The organism is Ferrovibrio sp. (genome assembly GCF_025869515.1).
Lineage (GTDB): Bacteria > Pseudomonadota > Alphaproteobacteria > Ferrovibrionales > Ferrovibrionaceae > Ferrovibrio.
In genome coordinates this window covers 30,159-47,486 of record NZ_JAOZVR010000099.1, presented here as the reverse complement: position 1 = coordinate 47,486, position 17,328 = coordinate 30,159, and the positions used below count along the sequence as shown (strand labels likewise).

Annotated in this window: 21 protein-coding genes; 10 read left to right on the top strand and 11 right to left on the bottom strand. The window is 64.0% G+C overall.

Translation table 11 applies throughout. The features are described 5' to 3' along the window. The 3 genes from OJJ21_RS17245 to OJJ21_RS17235 form a co-directional block, all read right to left on the bottom strand. A partial coding sequence (locus OJJ21_RS17245; RefSeq protein ID WP_297688093.1) for a transporter substrate-binding domain-containing protein occupies nucleotides 1-457 on the bottom strand: 457 nt, incomplete at its 3' end. Between the two features lie 59 nt (nucleotides 458-516). Next, nucleotides 517-954: a YqaA family protein gene (locus tag OJJ21_RS17240; protein WP_297688091.1), complete on the bottom strand. Its 438-nt coding sequence runs from the start codon at nucleotides 952-954 to the stop codon at nucleotides 517-519. Nucleotides 955-1,013: 59 nt separating this feature from the next. Continuing rightward, nucleotides 1,014-2,414, bottom strand: a complete 1,401-nt coding sequence (locus OJJ21_RS17235; protein ID WP_297688090.1) for a M20 family metallopeptidase — start codon at nucleotides 2,412-2,414, stop codon at nucleotides 1,014-1,016. Nucleotides 2,415-2,523: 109 nt separating this feature from the next. Between OJJ21_RS17235 and metC the strand changes: the two genes are divergently transcribed. The 4 genes from metC to OJJ21_RS17215 all read left to right on the top strand — a co-directional run bounded on the left by metC (nucleotide 2,524) and on the right by OJJ21_RS17215 (nucleotide 5,623). Further along, nucleotides 2,524-3,708, top strand: a complete 1,185-nt coding sequence (gene metC / locus OJJ21_RS17230; RefSeq protein ID WP_297688089.1) for a cystathionine beta-lyase — start codon at nucleotides 2,524-2,526, stop codon at nucleotides 3,706-3,708. 2 nt (nucleotides 3,709-3,710) lie between these two features. Beyond that, a complete protein-coding gene (locus OJJ21_RS17225; RefSeq protein WP_297688088.1) occupies nucleotides 3,711-4,565 on the top strand; it encodes a GNAT family N-acetyltransferase in 855 nt (284 codons plus the stop codon). Between the two features lie 23 nt (nucleotides 4,566-4,588). Then, on the top strand, nucleotides 4,589-5,341 hold the full coding sequence (locus OJJ21_RS17220; protein ID WP_297688087.1) for an enoyl-CoA hydratase: 753 nt from the start codon (nucleotides 4,589-4,591) through the stop codon (nucleotides 5,339-5,341). A 93-nt stretch (nucleotides 5,342-5,434) separates the two neighbouring features. Continuing rightward, nucleotides 5,435-5,623: a hypothetical protein gene (locus OJJ21_RS17215; protein ID WP_297688085.1), complete on the top strand. Its 189-nt coding sequence runs from the start codon at nucleotides 5,435-5,437 to the stop codon at nucleotides 5,621-5,623. 56 nt (nucleotides 5,624-5,679) lie between these two features. On the opposite strand, the gene OJJ21_RS17210 is transcribed toward OJJ21_RS17215, so the two are convergent. From OJJ21_RS17210 to OJJ21_RS17175, 8 genes are all read right to left on the bottom strand, one after another. Continuing rightward, nucleotides 5,680-6,150 (bottom strand): YbaK/EbsC family protein, encoded by a 471-nt coding sequence (locus OJJ21_RS17210; protein WP_297688084.1) that lies wholly within the window; start codon nucleotides 6,148-6,150, stop codon nucleotides 5,680-5,682. A gap of 156 nt (nucleotides 6,151-6,306) precedes the next feature. Beyond that, nucleotides 6,307-6,795 (bottom strand): Fur family transcriptional regulator, encoded by a 489-nt coding sequence (locus tag OJJ21_RS17205; RefSeq protein WP_297688082.1) that lies wholly within the window; start codon nucleotides 6,793-6,795, stop codon nucleotides 6,307-6,309. Nucleotides 6,796-6,839: 44 nt separating this feature from the next. After that, on the bottom strand, nucleotides 6,840-7,682 hold the full coding sequence (locus OJJ21_RS17200; protein ID WP_297688080.1) for an alpha/beta hydrolase: 843 nt from the start codon (nucleotides 7,680-7,682) through the stop codon (nucleotides 6,840-6,842). Further along, nucleotides 7,679-8,761, bottom strand: a complete 1,083-nt coding sequence (locus OJJ21_RS17195) for a branched-chain amino acid ABC transporter permease (RefSeq protein WP_297688079.1) — start codon at nucleotides 8,759-8,761, stop codon at nucleotides 7,679-7,681. The genes OJJ21_RS17200 and OJJ21_RS17195 overlap by 4 nt, the downstream gene beginning before the upstream one ends. A 14-nt stretch (nucleotides 8,762-8,775) precedes the next feature. Then, a complete protein-coding gene (locus tag OJJ21_RS17190; protein ID WP_297688078.1) occupies nucleotides 8,776-9,795 on the bottom strand; it encodes a branched-chain amino acid ABC transporter permease in 1,020 nt (339 codons plus the stop codon). Further along, nucleotides 9,792-10,514 carry an ABC transporter ATP-binding protein gene (locus OJJ21_RS17185; RefSeq protein ID WP_297688076.1) on the bottom strand — a complete coding sequence of 241 codons (723 nt, stop codon included), beginning with the start codon at nucleotides 10,512-10,514 and terminating at the stop codon, nucleotides 9,792-9,794. Before OJJ21_RS17185 ends, OJJ21_RS17190 begins: the two co-directional genes overlap by 4 nt. Beyond that, nucleotides 10,511-11,287, bottom strand: coding sequence for an ABC transporter ATP-binding protein (locus OJJ21_RS17180; RefSeq protein WP_297688075.1), 777 nt, complete (start codon nucleotides 11,285-11,287; stop codon nucleotides 10,511-10,513). Before OJJ21_RS17180 ends, OJJ21_RS17185 begins: the two co-directional genes overlap by 4 nt. Nucleotides 11,288-11,355: 68 nt before the next feature. Continuing rightward, on the bottom strand, nucleotides 11,356-12,555 hold the full coding sequence (locus tag OJJ21_RS17175; RefSeq protein WP_297688074.1) for a substrate-binding domain-containing protein: 1,200 nt from the start codon (nucleotides 12,553-12,555) through the stop codon (nucleotides 11,356-11,358). A 276-nt stretch (nucleotides 12,556-12,831) separates the two neighbouring features. On the opposite strand from OJJ21_RS17175, the gene OJJ21_RS17170 reads away from it, so the two are divergent. From OJJ21_RS17170 to OJJ21_RS17145, 6 genes are read left to right on the top strand one after another with little or no spacing between them, the layout of a single operon-like run. Beyond that, complete coding sequence (locus OJJ21_RS17170) at nucleotides 12,832-13,458, top strand: TetR/AcrR family transcriptional regulator (protein ID WP_297688073.1); 627 nt, start codon at nucleotides 12,832-12,834, stop codon at nucleotides 13,456-13,458. Beyond that, complete coding sequence (locus OJJ21_RS17165) at nucleotides 13,458-14,213, top strand: enoyl-CoA hydratase/isomerase family protein (RefSeq protein WP_297688072.1); 756 nt, start codon at nucleotides 13,458-13,460, stop codon at nucleotides 14,211-14,213. The genes OJJ21_RS17170 and OJJ21_RS17165 overlap by 1 nt, the downstream gene beginning before the upstream one ends. A gap of 2 nt (nucleotides 14,214-14,215) precedes the next feature. After that, on the top strand, nucleotides 14,216-15,703 hold the full coding sequence (locus tag OJJ21_RS17160) for a long-chain fatty acid--CoA ligase (RefSeq protein ID WP_297688071.1): 1,488 nt from the start codon (nucleotides 14,216-14,218) through the stop codon (nucleotides 15,701-15,703). Between the two features lie 2 nt (nucleotides 15,704-15,705). Continuing rightward, the gene (locus OJJ21_RS17155) at nucleotides 15,706-16,071 is read left to right on the top strand and encodes a MaoC/PaaZ C-terminal domain-containing protein (protein ID WP_297688070.1); all 366 of its coding nucleotides are present in this window, start codon (nucleotides 15,706-15,708) and stop codon (nucleotides 16,069-16,071) included. After that, entirely contained in the window at nucleotides 16,068-16,463 is a 396-nt protein-coding gene (locus OJJ21_RS17150; RefSeq protein WP_297688069.1) for a hypothetical protein, read from the top strand. Before OJJ21_RS17155 ends, OJJ21_RS17150 begins: the two co-directional genes overlap by 4 nt. Continuing rightward, a complete protein-coding gene (locus OJJ21_RS17145; RefSeq protein ID WP_297688068.1) occupies nucleotides 16,450-17,256 on the top strand; it encodes an alpha/beta hydrolase in 807 nt (268 codons plus the stop codon). The genes OJJ21_RS17150 and OJJ21_RS17145 overlap by 14 nt, the downstream gene beginning before the upstream one ends. Nucleotides 17,257-17,328: the final 72 nt, after the last annotated feature.

Here is a 17,328-nt window from a genome sequence, read left to right as displayed (position 1 = left end):
TGCCCGGCTGCACGCAGACCGTGGCGCCGTTCAGCTCCTTGGCGCTTTTCACGCCGAGCTTCTTGGTCACCATGAAGCCCTGGCCGTCATAGTAGTTGACGCCAGCGCCGATCAGGCCCAGCGACGCATCGCGGGTCAGGGTCTGCGTCGTGTTACGCGACAGCACATCGACCTCGCCCGACTGCAGCGCGGTGAAACGCTGCTGCGCGGTCAGGCCGGTATACTTCACCTTGGTGGCATCGCCGAACACGGCGGCGGCAACCGCACGGCAGACATCGACATCGAGACCCTTCCAGACGCCCTGGCTGTCCGGCGCGGCGAAACCGCCCAGACCGGTATTCGTCCCGCATTGCAGGAAACCCTTGGCCTTGACGGCATCGAAAGTGGCGCCCGCCTGCGCGCCCTGCGCAACAAACACAAGCGCCGCCGCGGCAGCGGCCGTTGCAAGAAGTTTCATTGGTGTAACCCTTCCCTGTTGTGACTTGGCTCTGCACTCGGCAGAACTGCCTAAAATTATCACGACGCTGTAAAAATCGGCAAGACAACGTCAGTTATCCACAGGATGGCCGCATACCGCGCCGCCTTGCCGATGGTCACCACTATCAAAAATCGGGCCAAGGGATAATGCAGTGCTCCGGCGACGAAGGTCAGGGGGTCGCCCACCACCGGAATCCATGAGAAAAGCAGGGTCCAGGCACCCCAGCGGCGGAAGCGCGCTTCGGCTTTCTGCAGTTGCACCGGTGTGACCGGAAACCAGCGCTTGTGCTGAAAACGCAGGCACCACAGCCCCAGAAACCAGTTTACGAGTGCACCGCACACATTACCGGCGAGCGCCGCAGCGAACAGCAGGCCGGGTGGCGCAACCGCCATGGCATGGGCTGCCGAAAGGGCGGCTTCGGATGACAGTGGCACCAGCGTCGCCGCCAGAAACGACCACAGGAACAGGCCGCCCAACGATGTGGCGTGTGTGAATGCCTGTTCTATCACGGCGCTAAGCTGTGAATGCTACCGCCTCAGGAGGGGAAAACTGTGGCATCCGGTTCGCCAAGGTCCCAGAGCAGGCCGGCCATCATCGCCAGACCTTCGCGCATCACCGGCAAAAGAATGTGTTCGTTCGGTGCATGCTGCGAACAGGCCGCATAGGAATGCGGCATCCACACGGTGGGCAGGCCAAGCGTTTCGGCAAACACTTCGTTGGGCAGCGAGCCGCCGAGATTCGGCAGCAGCGCCGGCCTGCGTCCCATCGTCTTCTCGACCGAGGCGAGCGCGAAATGCACATAGGGATGATCGGGATCGAGCCGCGTTGCGGTGAAGATTTCCGCCCGCGCCTGCGTCACCTGCACCTGCGGAAAACCGTGGCGGTCGAGATGGCGCCGCAGAGCCGGCAGGAACTGCGAGGAATCCGGTCCGACGACGAAGCGGATCTGGCAATGCGCGGTGGCGATGCCGGGAATGGCATTGACCGGGAATTCGGGATTGCCGGTCTTGAAGGCCAGCACGTCGAAACTGCACCAGCCATAGACGCGTTCGGCCGGCGTGAGCCCCGGCTCGCCCCACCAGACATCGACCTGCGGACCATCGCTGCCGCCGCCGACCTCGCAGTCGGCCAGCGCGCGTTTCACCCCGGCCGGCAGTTCCTTCGGCACCCATTCGGGAATGCGGATCTGGCCGGTGGGGCCGGCGATGCTGGCAATCGCATGCGCCAGGATGATGCCGGGATCGGCCAGCAGGCCGCCCCAGTTGCCCGAATGATGCGCGCCTTCGCGCAGATTGACGGTAAGATCGAAATTCAGCGCGCCGCGCGCGCCGCAATAGAGCGTCGGCCGTTCCGGCGACAGACGGGGGCCGTCAGAAGCGAGGAAAAGATTGGCCTGCCAGGCATCCTTCTGGGACTTGCAGAAGGCATCCAGGCCCGGCGAGCCGACCTCCTCACCGGTTTCAATCAATAGCACAACATTAAAACCGAGCTTGCCGCCGCGCGCCTTCAGCACGGAAGCCAGCGCGGCAATGTTGACAGTATGCTGGCCCTTGTTGTCGGCGGTGCCGCGACCGTAGAGCTTCTCGCCTTCCTGCACGATCTGCCAGGGTGACAGGCCGCTGCGCCATTGCGCATCCTGGCCGCGGATCACATCGCCATGGCCGTAGGAGAACAGCGTCTTGGTCGCGCCGGCCTCGCGGCGGATGGCGACCAGGAAAGGGCCGCCCTTCGGCGAAGGATTGGGATGCACGCTGCACTGGAACCCGAGCGCTTCCAGAGAGCCTCGCATCTCCTTTTCCAGGTAATCGCCCAGCGCACCGGCGCGGTCGGGATTCTGGCTTTCGGTCGGGATGGCGACGCGGCGGGCGAGATCGGCAAGGAAACCACCCTCGTCCAGATAGGCGGTAGCGGAACGAATAGCGGCATCGCGGGTCATGGAGGCACTCCTGGGCCCCATCCTGGCGGGGCGCGGCATCTGGGATTCGTCCAAGTCTTCTATTTGATCCGGGGCTTTGCAATAGTCAGGGCCCAGATTGGAGTCCGCCATGAAAGACGAAACCAAGCTTGCCGTGCTCGGCCGCGATCCCGAAGGCCATCACGGCGCGGTCAATATCCCGGTCTATCGCGCCTCGACCATCCTGCAGCCGAGCCTGAAGGCCCTGGCCGACATCTATACCGACCGGGCGCAGGACAAGCAGGTCACCTCTTATGGTCGCGTCGGCACGCCGCTGACCTATGCCTTCGAGAATACCGTGGCCGAACTGGAAGGCGGCTACCGCGCCATGGCCTATCCATCGGGCATCGCCGCCTGCTCGGGCGCGATCCTGAGCGTGGTGAAAGCCGGCGACCACATCCTCATGGTCGACAATATCTACGGACCGACGCGGCAGTTCTGCGATACCGTGCTGAAGCGGCTTGGCGTCGAGACCGAGTATTTCAAGACTGCAATCGACATGGCCAGATTCAAGGCGCTGTTCCGCCCGAACACCACGCTGGTCTTCATTGAATCGCCCGGCTCGCTCACCTTCGAAATGCTGGATGTGCCGGCGATTGCCGAGATCACGCACAAGCACGGCGCCAGGCTGGCGATGGACAACACCTGGGGGACGCCGCTCTATTTCAAGAGCTTCAGCCATGGCGTCGACCTCTCGGTGCATGCCGCCACCAAATACATCGTCGGCCATTCCGATGCGATGCTGGGCATCGTGATCGCCACCAAGGAGATGTGGCCCACCCTGCGCGACACCGCGCGCACCATCGGTGCCAATGCCGGGCCGGACGAAGTCTTCCTCGGCCTGCGCGGCCTGCGCACCATGGCGGTGCGCCTGCCGCGCCATATGGAAAGCGGCATCACGGTGGCCGACTGGCTGCGCGGCCGCGCCGAGGTGACCAGCGTGCGTCACCCTGCCCTGCCGCAGGATCCCGGCCATGCCATCTGGAAGCGCGACTTCCTCGGCGCCTGCGGACTCTTCGCCTTCGAACTGCAGAGGAAATACAGCGAGGCGGCGGTAGCCGAATTCGTCGACCATCTCGAACTGTTTGGCATCGGCTATTCCTGGGGCGGCTATGAAAGCCTGGTCTCGGTGCCGGGCCTGAAGACCGTGCGCACCGCCGAGCCGTGGAACGACCATGGCCCGCTGATCCGCCTGCATATCGGCCTGGAGGATACCGGCGACCTGATCGCCGACCTCAAGGCCGGTTTCGAGCGGCTGAACAAGGCACAGGGCTGACGATGGCCATCCGCCTTCTCACGCCGCAGGACCAGCCGCAACTCGAGGCATTCCTGCGCGAACACAGCGCCGCGACGATGATCCTGCGCGGCAACCTGGCGCAGAGCGGCATCGTCGACGGCGACCGGCCCTACCAGGGCCGCTATGCCGCCACCTTCGACGGCACACGCATCACCGGTGTGGCGGCGCTCTACTGGCAGGGTATGCTGGCGGTCTATGCGCCGCAGCAGACTGCTGCAGTGGCGCGAATGGCCGCCGAAGGCCGCATGCTGGCCGGCATCCTCGGGCCATGGCAACAGGCGCTGGATGCCCAGGAAGCGCTCGGCCTCGATGGCGCGCATCACAAGCTGCGGTCGCGCGAAGCGCTGATGGGTCTGTCGCTCGCCGATCTGAAGCTGCCGGCACCGCTGCTGCAGGGACAGAAACTGCAGTGCCGGCTGGCGACGCCGGCGGACCAGGATCTGCTGCACGAGTGGCGGCTGAGCTTCACCGGCGAGAGCCTGGGCGCCACGCCGTCGCAGGACCATGCACAGAACTGCGCCGCCGAGGTGGAGCGCTGGATCGCGGAAAAGAACCAGTTCATCCTGACCGACGACGGAAGGCCGGTTTCCGGCTGCTGTTTCAACGCCCGCCTGCCCGACGCCGTGCAGATCGGCAATGTCTGGACGCCGCCGCAATACCGCAGCCGCGGCTATGCCCGTGCCGTGGTGGCCGGCGCGCTCGACAGCGCCCGCCGCCAGGGCGTGACACAGGCCGTGCTGTTCACGCCGGAAGACAACCAGGCCGCCATCACGGCTTACCTAGCGGTAGGCTTCACGCGCATCGGGGACTATGCCATCCTGCTGTTCGCCGACTGAAATCGGCTTCCGGGGAGCGAACAATGACTGAGATTCTCACTGCGCAGGCAGATGGCATCCTGACCATCACCTTCAATCGACCCGAGAAGAAGAATGCGCTGACCTCGGCGATGTATGCCATGCTGGCCGATGCGCTGGAGGCTGCCGAGAGCGATGCTGCCGTGCGCGTGATCCTGTTCGTCGGCAATGGCGGCGCCTTCACCGCCGGCAACGACCTGCAGGATTTCCTCAACAATCCGCCGCAGGGCGACAACACACCGGTGTTCCGTTTCCTGCGCGCGATCAGCACCGCCTCGAAGCCGCTGGTCGCCGCCGTCACCGGCGCGGCCGTCGGCGTCGGCACCACCATGCTGCTGCATTGTGATCTGGTCTATGTCGGCGCCGGGGCCAAACTGTCGCTGCCGTTCGTCAATCTGGCGCTGGTGCCGGAAGCCGCCTCCTCGCTGCTCCTGCCGGCCATGATCGGCCATCACCGCGCCGCCGAACTGCTATTGCTGGGCGAGCCCTTCGACGCGGATACCGCGAAAGCCTATGGCATCGCCAATGCGATCTTCCCCGATGCGCGCGTGGTACCGGAAGCGATGCTGATCGCACAGAAGCTGGCCGCCAAACCGCCGACAGCGATGAAGCTGACCAAGCAGCTGCTGAAGCACACCAAGGGCGATGTCGCGGGCCAGATGGCGCTGGAAGGCGAACATTTCCGCAGTCAGCTCAAATCGGCCGAAGCGCGCGAAGCGATGACCGCCTTCTTCGAGAAGCGGCCGCCAAAATTCTGATCAGGCCAAGGTCGGCTGGCTCTGCCCAGAATCAATACGGGAACATCCGCTCCGTAACGGGGTTTTCCTCCGGTTACCGGAAAGGAGCCCATCATGGCAAACAAGAATCCGCAACCACAGCAGACACGCATGCCGCCGTCTCCGCGGCAGGCCGATGCCGACAAGTCGAATCCGGACAAGACCGATTGGATCGGCAGGGATACCGACGGCGACGGCCGGGTGGTGAAACCGGGCCGCCGGCCGGGCGAGATCGACGGCGATCGCCAGAAGCAGAAACACTAACCTGCCGAAATACCGACCATCATGGCCCGCACCTGCGGGTGCGGGCCGCTTCACGTTCAGTGAGCGATGCTGATCCTTGCATGGCGGGCTTCCGGCATGAGGCGGCGGAAATCCTCGCCTTTCATATGCACCAGCGTGCGGTGGTCACCGCCCTCGAAATAGAGATCGTGCATGGCATCGAGGCGGCGATCCACCACCACTTCGACGCCATACGCACTGCCGAGCGGCGGCAGCGCACCCGGCGCGCAATCGGTAAACAGTGTCATGATGTCGCTTTCGGTCGCCAGCCCCACCGGCCGCTTCACCGCGCGTGACAATTTGGCCAGTTCGACATCGCAGGACGCCGGGACGGCCGCCAGCATGAAACCATCGTCGTCTTCCACCAGCACGGCCTTGACCACGCAAGCCTCCGGCACGCCGGCGCAATGGGCGGCTTCGCGCATGGTGGCGGCATGGGCATGTTCGATGAGGCTGTAGGGAATGGCCTGTCGTTCGAGGAACTGCAGCAGACTGGTCGCAAGTGCCATGGCACCCTCCTCTGGCAAGGGTGCGGCCGCCGGTGCTGGATTCTCGCCCGGCAGTACCGCCGATTGCGTTCAGGCTATCGCCTTGCTGCCATGGGGCATAATGACAATTACGGGGCAGAAACTTTGCTGCGAAAGCAGCGGATTACCGGCCTGACGTTACAGCACGCGGCAGTCGCGGCAGATGCCGACCACTTCAATGGCCTGACGCTCGACCTGGAAACCGAGCGCACGGGCATCCTGCTGGATACGGGCGCCAAGCTCGGGATCGTTGATCTCGGTTGCGGTGCCGCATTGCCGGCAGATGAAGATTTCCTGCTGCACGGCATGGCCCGGTTCGGTGCAGCCGATGAAGGCATTCAGGCTTTCGACCCGATGCACCAGGCCCTGCTCAACCAGGAAATCCAGTGCGCGATAGACCGTGGGCGGCGCCACCTTCTGCCCGTCACCGCCCAGCTGCGCCAGCAGATCATAAGCGCCGGCCGGTTTGTGGCTCTGCCAGATCAGTTCCAGCACCCGGCGGCGGATTGGTGTCAGCTTGGCGCCGGTATTGCTGCAATGGGTTTCGGCCGCCGTCAGTGCATCGGCGATGCAGGCGGCGTGGTCGTGACCATGGGAATGAGGCTGGTGGGCAGCGTGACGGGACATGGTTCCAGTATAGGGCGCTGCCCGCGCCCGGCCAATGGTCCGCTCTACTCGGCCGAAAATCCCATAATCAGGGCGATCTGCGCCGGGGTATCCAGCGCCGGGGCATGGCCGATGCCCGGCATATCGATGCGCCGCGCCTTCGGCCCGCGCCGGGTCATCTCGGCGGCAGTTTCGTCACTCAGCAGGTCGGACACCGCGCCGCGCAACAGCAGGGTTTTCGCGGCAATCTGCTCATAGAGCGGCCAGGCATCGCCAGTCACCGCTGCCGCCTGCCGGCCCAGCACAGCGGCAATCTGCGGATCGTAATGCGGCGTCAGGCGGCCATCGGGCAGGCGCCGGGCCGAGGTCTCGGCCAGCTTGCGCCAGCCGGCATCGCTGCTGATCCCGAAGGGCGCATAAATCGTACGGAAATACTGCTCCAGTTCCGGCAGCGTGGCGAAGGCAGGCGGCGTGCCGGCATAGGTGAGGATGCGGTTGACCGCACCGGGGGCGATGGCGGGCCCCACATCGTTGAGGACCAGATGGCTGATGCGGTCTTTCAGGACGGTGCCCGCCACCGCCATGCCGATCAGGCCGCCCATCGAGGTGCCGACCCAGCGGGCGCTGGCAATCTTCAGCTGGTCGAACAGTTCGACGGCCTGCCGCGCATAGAAGGGTACTGTGTATTCCGTATCCGGCTGTGCACTCCATTCGCTCAGGCCCCGGCCGATGGTATCGACTGCCAGCAGGCGATAATGCGCGCTCAGCGCTGCGGCCAGATCGTCGAAATCATGCGCAGTGCGGGCAAAGCCATGCCACAGGATGACGACCGGCGCATCTTCCCTGCCCCAGTCGAGGAGATGGACGCTGCGACCGCCAAGGGTGAGATAGCGCGAGACCGGCGTCATTTGCGCATCTGCCGCAGCTTACCGACGATGCCGACCGGGAAGAAGTAGACGCTGAGCACAAACAGAATCCCGAGCCAGAGCAGCCAGCGATCGGCATGGAACAGGCCGGGCAGCAAGGGAATGCCGGCGGATTCCAGCATGCCGCTGAACTGGCCCATCAGCACCTGCAGGTAATTCTGCGCCAGGATGAAGATGGCGGCGCCCAGCACGGCGCCATAGAGCGTGCCCATGCCGCCGATCACCACCATCAGCAGGATATCGATCATGATGGCGAAGCTGAGCGTGGTATCCGGCCCGGTATAGCGCAGCCACAGCGCCATCAGCACGCCGGCCAGCGTGGCCATGCCGGCCGACAGGCAGTTGGCGATCGAGCGGTAGACCACGACGCGGTAGCCGAGTGCCTCGGCGCGGAAATCGTTTTCGCGGATCGCCTGCAGCACGCGGCCGAAGGGCGAATTCACCACGCGCAAAGCCAGCAGGAACAGCAGCAGCGCCGAGAAGAAAATCAGGTAATAGGTGAGGATGCGGCCGTTGATCATCACGCCCATGACCGGCTCGTCGAACAGTCGGAAGGCCGGCCGCAGCATTTCCGGAATCCGGTAACTGCGACCATCCTCGCCGCCGGTGATCTCGTTGAGCTGCGAGGCCAGGATGGCGAAGGCCGAGGCCACCGCCAGCGTAATCATGGCAAAGAAGATCGCCCGCACACGCAGGGAGAACAGGCCGATCAGCAGGGCGAGCAGGATGGCGAGCACCAGCGCAACAATCACGCCGACGCCGAGTGCCGTCCAACTCGGGCTGAAATTGTACATGGCAATCGCCACGCCATAACCGCCGATGCCATAGAACATCGTATGGGCAAAGGAAACGATGCCGGTATAGCCCAGCAGCAGGTCGTAGCTCGCCACCAGAATGATAAAGACGCAGATCTTGGCGGCGACATTGAGCGGCTGGCTGCCCGGAAACAGGAAGGGCGCGAAAGCCAGGCAGATCAGCACGACGAACAGCAGCGCGCCGAGCACGCGCGAACGCGGATAATCGCCGGACAGCAGGCTGTGGATCGGATTGTTGGGCAGCATGGGCGCGCCTCCTCTCACCGCTTGGCCACGGGATAGAGACCCTGCGGCCGCCACAGCAGGATCACCACCATCAGGAGGATGCTGCTGCCGAGCGCCAGCTTGGGTGCCAGGAAACCGGTATAGTTGGCGACCAGCGCCACCAATAGCGCGCCGATGAAGCAACCGCCTACCGAGCCCAGCCCGCCGATAATGATGACGATGAAGATCAGCACATTCACTTCCATGCCCATGCCGGCGGTCAGCGTCTGGCGATAGAAGGCCCAGAGCACGCCACCCAGACCGGCCAGCGCCGAACCGGCGACGAAGACGCCGACGAACAGCCGCCGGATCCTGTAGCCCAGCGCCTCGACCATCTCCGCATTCTCGACGCCGGCGCGGATCAGCAGTCCGATCTTGGTGCGATTCAGCACCAGATGCATGATGCCGAAAACCGTCAGGCCGAGCACCACGGCAATAACCCGGTATTTTTCCATCGCCGCATCGCCGATCACGATGGCGCCGCGCAGGCCTTCGGGCAGGCGCAGCGGGATCGGACTGGCGCCCCAGATCACATGGATCATCTGTTCGGCCACGATCATGCCGCCCATGGTGATCAGGATCTGCTTGAGATGCTGGCCATAGACCGGGCGGATGACGATGCGTTCGAAGGCGTAGCCCAGGCCGCCGGTGACCAGCATGGCAACGAGGATGCAGGCCAGCAGCACGCCGATATTGAGCAGCAGGTTATCGGATTCCACCCAGCCGGCGAGCGGGCCGAGCGCGATCAGGCTGACATAGGCGCCAAACGAGATGAACACGCCATGGCCGAAATTCAGCACGTCCATCAGGCCGAAGACCAGCGTGAGGCCCGAGGCCATCAGGAAAATCATCATGCCCATGGCGAGTGCGGCCACGGTGAGCGTCACCCAGGTAGACACGCTGCCGACCAGCGGCAACGCCACCAGCATCAGCAGCGGAACCAGCAGCATTGGCAGATAATCGACGCGCACCTTGGGCAAAGCGGCGGTCGGCGGGGCGTCTGCGGCGGCGGTCATTGATGCGCATCCATGCTCAGGCCCAGCAGTTTCTGCTGCAGCGTCGTATCTTCGGCCAGCTCGGCCATGGCGCCGGTATGCACCACCCGGCCGTCATCCATCACCGCAACATGATCGCCGAGCAGTTTGGCGGCGAGGAAATTCTGTTCAACCAGCAGGATGGTGGCGCCGGTGGACTTCAGCTCCCTGAAGGCCTGCACCATGTTCATGATGATGGCTGGTGCCAGGCCCTTGGTCGGCTCATCGATCAGCAGCAGCTCGCGCGGTTCTACAATGGCGCGGGCAATCGCCAGCATCTGTTTCTGCCCGCCCGACAGCACGCCGGCGGCCAGCGACCAGAATTTTTCCAGCGCCGGGAACAGGCCGAAAATCCATTTCAGGCGCGCCGCATCGATCTCGCCGCCGCGCGCGGCCAGGATCATGTTCTCGCGCACTGTGAGGTCGGCGAAGATGCCCATATTCTCCGGCACGTAGGCGATGCCGGCCTGCGCGATCTCGGGTGTCGGGGTTTTCGTGATGTCGCGGCCATCGAAGGTGACGCTGCCCTGGCTGGCCTGCCACAGGCCCATGATGGTGCGCAGCGTGGTGGTCTTGCCGGCACCGTTACGGCCGAGCAGCATGGTGAGCTGACCGCGCGGCACGGCCAGATCGACACCATGCAGGATGTGATACTGCCCGATATGGGTATGCACGCCCTGCAGCTTCAGCATGTCGGTCATGCGGCCGCACTCCCTTCTGGCGGCAGGCCGAGATAGGCCTGCTGTACCACCGGTGAGGCGATCACCGCGGCAGGTTCGCCATCGGCGACCAGCTGGCCGTTATGCAGCACGATGATACGATCGGCCAGGCTGCGCACCACATCCATCTTGTGTTCCACCAGCAGCACGGTCTTGTCGCCGCGCGCCTTGATGGCCTGGATCAGGTCGAGAATGGTCGGCACTTCATCCACCGACATGCCGGCGGTCGGTTCGTCGAACATGAAGACGTCTGGCTCCAGCGCCAGCAGCAGCGCGACTTCCAGCTTGCGCTGGTCGCCATGCGGCAGGGCGCCAGCAGTGGCATTGCGCTTGTCGAGCAGGCGCACTTGTTCCAGCAGGCTGTCGGCCTTCTCGATCAGGTCGCGACGATGGCTCCAGAGCTGCAGCAGCTGCAACCCGGCCCCGGCGCGGGACTGCACGGCGAGCCGCACATTCTCCATCACGGTGAGATTGGGAAACAGGTTGGTCAGCTGAAACGCACGGCCCATGCCGCGCTTGGTGCGGGAAGATGCCGTCAGCCCGGTGACATCCTCGCCGTGCAGCAGCACCTGGCCTGAGGTGGATTTCAGCTGGCCGGAAATCAGGTTGAAATAGGTGGTCTTGCCGGCACCGTTCGGCCCGACGATAGCGGTCAGCGTGCCGGGCTGGAAAGCGCAGCTGACGGCATTGACGGCGACATGGCCGCCGAAGCGGATCGTCAGGTCACGGGTTTCTAAAGTCGGCGTGGCGGACATCAGCTGAAAGCTTGTGGCTCAGATATAAAAAAGACCGCCGGGACATGACGTCCCGGCGGCAGGCGTAATCAGCGCTTGTTGCGGATCGGCAGCGGCACTGCCGATTCCTGAATCACCTGCACGAGTTCGAGCAGGTCGAAATCGTCCTTGCCGTTCTTCTTGACGCGGAAATGATACATCTGCTGCAGCGCCTGGTGGTCTTCCTTGCGGAACAGCATGCTGCCCTTCGGAGTGTCGAAGACCATGCCTTCCATGGCGGCAATCAGCTTGTCGGTGTTGGTGCCGCCCGCCTTCTGAACGGCGGTCAGCGCGGCCGAAGCGGCCGCGAAACCACCGGCGGTGAAGAAGTCCGGCGGGGTGCCGTTGTTGCGCTTCTTGTGCTCGGTCACCAGCCAATCGTTCATCGGGTTCTTCGGGAAATCGTAGTAGTAATAGATGGCGCCTTCCATGCCCGGATAGGGCTTGTACAGCTTCATGACCGGCAGGATATTGCCGCCCGGCGCAATTTCGATACCGAAACGTTCCGGCTTCAGATCGGCGATCTTGGGCAGCGGATGCGGACCGGCCCAGACGATGGCGATGATCTTCTTGCCCTGCTTGTCCTTCAGCGCATCGAACAGGCGCTGCGCCGAGGCAGTGAAATCGGTGGTCTGGGTCGGGGCGTATTCCTCGAACGCGATCTTGACGTTCGGATGCGACAGAGCCAGCGCATCCTTCATCGCCTTGATGCCGTCGCGGCCGAAGGCATAGTCTTGCGCCAGCGTGGCGAGGTGCACCTCACCGGTTTTCGGCAGCGCCGCTGCACCGGCATAGGCATCCTGGGTCGAATTGCGGGCGGTGCGGAAAATGTACTTGTTCCACTTCTCGCCGGTGATCGCATCGGCCACGGCCGGTTCAACGATCAGGATTTTCTTGTATTCCTCGGCGACCGGCAGCATGGCGAGCGCGCCGCCCGACCCGGTGGTGCCAACCGCGAGATCGACATTGTCATCGGCATAAGCCTGTTCGAGCAGCGACTTGGCCAGATCGGGCTTGAACTGATCGTCCTTGACGATGACCTGGATTTTGCGGCCCTGCCAGGTCATGGTGCCCTTGGTCAGGTATTCCAGGCCCATCATGAAGCCGGTTTCGGTCTGCTTGGCATAAGCCTCGAGCGGACCGGTCTTGCTGGTGATCAAACCGATCTTCAGGTCGGCGGCCTGCGCCGACAGCGCCAGACCGGCAGTCAGTACAACGGCCATGCCGGCCGTCTTCATCACGCGCTGCATGTATCTCTCCCTTGCGATGCGGGCATGGTGACGGAGACGCGAGTATTGGCATGCGACATGCGCGACATCGGCTCCTCCCTCTTCCTGGCCCGGGTGGTCCCGGTGCCGCTGGCAGACCGCGCCCGCTGGACGGTCCACAAACATGACAGTTGATTCATGTTTCATAGATTTGTACTGTCCGACCGTTGAGCCGTCAAGCTGCATTCGGGCGAATCCCGCTCGGACGCATGCGGAGGGGTTCCAAAAAGTTAATATGACAAGAGATTCATGGCTTACATGAACCCGAGGAAACGCGCCCTGCCGCTGCCCAAGACCGGCCGCGGCGAACAGACCCGCCGCAAGATTCTCGATGCCGCCCAGCGCGAGATCGGCCGGCGCGGCTTTGCCGAAGCCTCGATCAGCACGATTACTGCCGAAGCCGGCGTTGCCCAGGGCACCTTCTATATCTACTTCCGCAGCAAGGAAGATGTGATGCGCGAGCTGGTCCTGCATATGGGCCGCATGCTGCGTCATCATCTGACCGAAGCGACAACAGGCACGAAAGACCGCATCGAGGCCGAGCGGCTGGGCCTGCGCGCCTTCCTCGATTTCGTGCGCCGCAATCCCGACCTCTACAAGGTGGTGGAAGAGTCGCAGTTCGTCGACGAGAAGGTTTATCGCCAGTATTACACCGACTTCGCCAAATCGTACCGCATCGCGCTGGCCTCTGCAGAAAAGCGCGGCGAAATCGCACCCGGCAAGAACGGCAACGCGACGGAAGTGCGCGCCTGGATGCTGATGGGGATTTCCGTCTTCCTTGGTCAGCGCTACGGGTTATGGGATCCGAAGACCCCGCTCGATCCTATTGTCGATGTTGCGTCTGCCATGGTGGCACATGGCATCGCCGCCAAGGCGCCGCGCTGATGGCTGCGACGATCCTCGATATCGCCGATGGCGTGGCCCGCCTGACACTGAACCGTCCGGAGCGGCACAACAGCCTGGTGCCGGATCTGATCGACAGCCTGAATGCCGATCTCGACCGTATCGCGACCGTCAGGGATATCCATGCCGTGGTGCTGCAGGCCGCCGGCCGCAGTTTCAGTACCGGCGGCGATGTCGCCGGCTTCTATGCCATACCGCGCGGCCAGCGCCGCGCCTATGCCGAAGGCCTTGTCGGCGGTCTCAATCGCGCCATCCTGGCCCTGCTGCATCTGCCGATACCAGTGATCGGCCGCATCCACGGCCCGCTCACCGGTGGCGCGCTCGGCTTCCTGCTTGCCTGTGACCTGGCCGCGATCACGCCGCAGGCCTTCATCCAGCCTTACTATACCGAAGTCGGATTCAGCCCCGATGGCGGCTGGACCGCCCTGCTGCCGGCACGCATCGGCGCCCAGCGGGCCCGCGAAATCCAGTTGCTGAACCGCCGCGTTTCCGCCCCGGAGGCCGTGCAGCTCGGCATCGCCACCGCGCTGGTCGAGGCCGAGAGCCTGGACAGCACCATCGAAGGCTGGCTGGTTGCCCTGAATACCAAACAGCCGGGCAGCATCGCGCGTACCAAACGCCTGCTGGCGACCGATTGTGCCGCCGGACTTCAGGCGGAGCAGCGGCAGTTTCTGGAACAGATCGACAGCGCCGGGGCCGATGCCGGCATGGCGCGTTTTCTGGCAAAGACGGCCTGACCATGCAGACTGTTTTCGACATAGCCGCACGCCGCGCCGAGCTGACTCCGCACAAGACCGCCTTCATCGAACTGGAAAGCGGCCGACGCCTGACCTATGGCGATCTGAATGACCGCGCCTGCCGCTTTGCCGCCTGGCTGCAGGGCAAGGGCATCCGCAGCGGCGACCGCGTCGCCATCCTTTGCCTCAACAGCGCGAGCTTCTTCGAAATCCTGTTCGCCTGCGGCAAGCTGGGCGCCATCCTGGTACCGCTGAACTGGCGCCAGCCGGCGCCGGAGTTGATGCCGGTGGTGCAGGATGCGGCGCCGAAGCTGCTGATCCACGATGTCGATCATGCCGCGATTGCAGCCGAGCTGAACCTGCCGTTGCTGTCATTTGGCGATTACGAACAGGCGGTCGCCGCCACCGCACCGGGCCGGTTTGACACCGCCTGGGTACCGGATCGCATCTGGTACATGCTCTATACCTCGGGTACCACCGGCAAACCCAAGGCGGTGATCCAGACGCCGGGCATGGCCTATGCGAATGCGATCAATATCGGCCAGGCCATCGACCTGACCTCCAGCGATACGACGCTGAATTTCCTGCCGCTGTTCCACACTGCCGGCATCAACCTGCATACCCTGCCGGTGCTGATGTGGGGCGGCTGCGTGCGGGTGCTGAAAAAATTCGAGATCGATCCGGTTATGACGGCCCTGCAGGACGGCGCCTGCACGGCGTTTTTCGGTGTGCCGGCGATCTATCAGGCGATCAGCCTGCACAGGGATTTCGCCAATGCCGACCTGTCGCAGGTGCGCAGCTGGGGCTGCGGCGGCGCCCCCCTGCCCGCCACCCTGATCGAGCTGTTTGCCCGGCGGGGCGTGCTGGTCTGCAACGGCATGGGCATGACCGAAACCGGCCCCACCGTGTTCCTGATGGATCGCGCGCATGCGCAGGCCAAGATCGGCTCGGTCGGCAAGCCGCAGATTCTGTCCGAAGTGCGCGTGGCTGACGACAACGATCGCCCCCTGCCCGACGAGCATGCCGGCGAATTGCAGATTCGCGGCCCCGGTATCACACCTGGCTACTGGAACAACGCGCCCGCCACCAAAGCTGCCTTCACCGCCGATGGCTGGCTGCGCACCGGCGACGTGGCGCGACGCGACAGCGACGGCTACTACTACATTGTCGACCGCATCAAGGACATGTTCATTTCCGGCGGTGAGAACGTCTATCCCGCCGAAGTCGAAATCGCGATCTATAAATTCCCCGGCGTTCTGGAATGTGCCGTGATCGGCGTGCCGGATGAGAAATGGGGCGAGGTCGGCTGCGCCTTCGTGTTGCCGCAGCCCGCTGCCAGCATCGATGCCGAAGCCCTGCGCGGCTTCTGCCGGCAGAATCTGGCCGCCTACAAGGTGCCGAAACACATCCGCATCATCGAGGATTTCCCGCGCACCGCCGCCGGCAAGGTGCAGAAGCATATCCTGCGCAGCCGCTTTTCCGGAACCTGAGCATGACCAGTATCGACCGCAGCCTGAGCCAAGCAGACTTCGACCGTTTCGCCGCCGTCAGTGGCGACAACAACCCGATTCATGTCGATCCGACGTTTTCCGCGCGCACGCGGTTCGGCCGCACCGTCAGCCATGGCATGCTGCTCTATACCGTGCTCTGGGGACTGATCCAGAAGCGTTATCCCGGTGCACGTCAGGTCAGCCAGCATCTGATGTTTCCCAATCCGGCTTATGCCGGCGAGGCGCACCGCTTCAGTCTGAGCGAAACAGCATCGCTTGGCGGTAGCCGCGTGCTGGCCACGCAGGTAACCCGCATCGCCGATGGCGCCGTGGTGCTGGACGGCCAGACGGAGATCGCCCTGCCATGACAGAAGCCTCCGCCAGCCACAAGGGTATGCAGGTCGGCGACCATGCCGAGATTCGCCGCGCTTTCACGCCTGCCGATCTCGCCGCCTTCCAGACTCTGGCCGCCCATGATGGCGCCGCGCCACTCGCTGCCGTGCCCGAACCGCTGATCGGCGCACTGTTCTCCTACCTGCTCGGTGTCGAACTGCCTGGCTTCGGCACCAATTACCTGAAGCAGGAACTGAATTTCGAGCGACCGGCCCCGGTCGGCACAGAACTGATCGCCCGGGTTGAAATCATCCGCCTGCGCCCGGACAAGCATCTGGTCGATCTGGCCACCACCTGCAGCGATGCGGCTGGCACCGTGTATTGCCGTGGCCGCGCCCTGGTGCTGGCCAGGGATGTCGGGGCCTGACAGCGTGATGCATGTTTTCGACAAGGGCAGCGGCAGGCCGCTGATCTTCCTGCATGGCTGGGCCAGCCATGGCGGCTATTTCGCGCCACAGGTCGAGGCCCTGACCCGTGATTTCCGCCTGGTCATCCCGGACCTGCCCGGCCATCGCCGCAGCTGGGCACCACTGAATGAGCTGAGCATTGCGCGGCTGGCGACCGGCCTGCGCAGTCTGATCGTCGAACACCGGCTGGATAAACCCATCCTGATCGGCTGGTCCATGGGCGCCATGGTGGCATTCGACTACATCGCCCAGTTCGGCACCGAGCGGATCGGCGGCCTGGTCATCGAGGACATGACAGTCAAGATCACCAACGAACCGGGTTGGCGCTTCGGCATCCGCAACGGTTTCGATACGGCACAGAGTGCCGCCGCGGTGACTGCGATGCGCGAAGACTGGGCCTGCTACAGCCAGAATGCCATGCCGCGCCTGTTTGCGCGCGGCCGCATTCCCGATGCCCAGCTCGGCAGCTGGGTGGCGGCCGAAATCGCCAGGAACGATGGCCTGGCCATGGCGGCACTGTGGCAATCAATGGCTGAGCAGGATTACCGCCCGCTGCTGCCGCAACTGGCCCTGCCGGTGCTGGTGCTGCATGGCGGCGAAAGCCAGCTCTATGAATCGGCCGTCGGCCAGTGGATGGCCGCCAATATCGCCGGGGCCCGGCGCTGCTGTTTCGACAATGCCGGCCACAGTCCGCATCTGGAAGTTCCCGCAGCCTATAATCGGGCCCTGACCGATTTCATCACGTCCCTGTGACCGGGTCCGCTTCAGCCTGACAGTGTAACGGCCGTCACTTGCCGATAGCTGCGAAAAGGCGGAAGGATCGCG

Excerpts from the sequence above, each read along its gene's own strand:
- metC (WP_297688089.1), top strand. The coding sequence starts at position 2,524 with ATGAAAGACGAAACCAAGCTTGCCGTGCTCGGCCGCGATCCCGAAGGC.
- OJJ21_RS17190 (WP_297688078.1), bottom strand. The coding sequence starts at position 9,795 with ATGACCGCCGCCGCAGACGCCCCGCCGACCGCCGCTTTGCCCAAGGTG.
- OJJ21_RS17160 (WP_297688071.1), top strand. The coding sequence starts at position 14,216 with ATGCAGACTGTTTTCGACATAGCCGCACGCCGCGCCGAGCTGACTCCG.
- OJJ21_RS17170 (WP_297688073.1), top strand. The coding sequence starts at position 12,832 with ATGAACCCGAGGAAACGCGCCCTGCCGCTGCCCAAGACCGGCCGCGGC.
- OJJ21_RS17145 (WP_297688068.1), top strand. The coding sequence starts at position 16,450 with ATGTCGGGGCCTGACAGCGTGATGCATGTTTTCGACAAGGGCAGCGGC.
- OJJ21_RS17200 (WP_297688080.1), bottom strand. The coding sequence starts at position 7,682 with ATGACGCCGGTCTCGCGCTATCTCACCCTTGGCGGTCGCAGCGTCCAT.
- OJJ21_RS17175 (WP_297688074.1), bottom strand. The coding sequence starts at position 12,555 with ATGCAGCGCGTGATGAAGACGGCCGGCATGGCCGTTGTACTGACTGCC.
- OJJ21_RS17235 (WP_297688090.1), bottom strand. The coding sequence starts at position 2,414 with ATGACCCGCGATGCCGCTATTCGTTCCGCTACCGCCTATCTGGACGAG.
- OJJ21_RS17195 (WP_297688079.1), bottom strand. The coding sequence starts at position 8,761 with ATGCTGCCCAACAATCCGATCCACAGCCTGCTGTCCGGCGATTATCCG.
- OJJ21_RS17225 (WP_297688088.1), top strand. The coding sequence starts at position 3,711 with ATGGCCATCCGCCTTCTCACGCCGCAGGACCAGCCGCAACTCGAGGCA.
- OJJ21_RS17205 (WP_297688082.1), bottom strand. The coding sequence starts at position 6,795 with ATGTCCCGTCACGCTGCCCACCAGCCTCATTCCCATGGTCACGACCAC.
- OJJ21_RS17155 (WP_297688070.1), top strand. The coding sequence starts at position 15,706 with ATGACCAGTATCGACCGCAGCCTGAGCCAAGCAGACTTCGACCGTTTC.
- OJJ21_RS17185 (WP_297688076.1), bottom strand. The coding sequence starts at position 10,514 with ATGACCGACATGCTGAAGCTGCAGGGCGTGCATACCCATATCGGGCAG.
- OJJ21_RS17150 (WP_297688069.1), top strand. The coding sequence starts at position 16,068 with ATGACAGAAGCCTCCGCCAGCCACAAGGGTATGCAGGTCGGCGACCAT.
- OJJ21_RS17210 (WP_297688084.1), bottom strand. The coding sequence starts at position 6,150 with ATGGCACTTGCGACCAGTCTGCTGCAGTTCCTCGAACGACAGGCCATT.
- OJJ21_RS17220 (WP_297688087.1), top strand. The coding sequence starts at position 4,589 with ATGACTGAGATTCTCACTGCGCAGGCAGATGGCATCCTGACCATCACC.
- OJJ21_RS17165 (WP_297688072.1), top strand. The coding sequence starts at position 13,458 with ATGGCTGCGACGATCCTCGATATCGCCGATGGCGTGGCCCGCCTGACA.
- OJJ21_RS17215 (WP_297688085.1), top strand. The coding sequence starts at position 5,435 with ATGGCAAACAAGAATCCGCAACCACAGCAGACACGCATGCCGCCGTCT.
- OJJ21_RS17180 (WP_297688075.1), bottom strand. The coding sequence starts at position 11,287 with ATGTCCGCCACGCCGACTTTAGAAACCCGTGACCTGACGATCCGCTTC.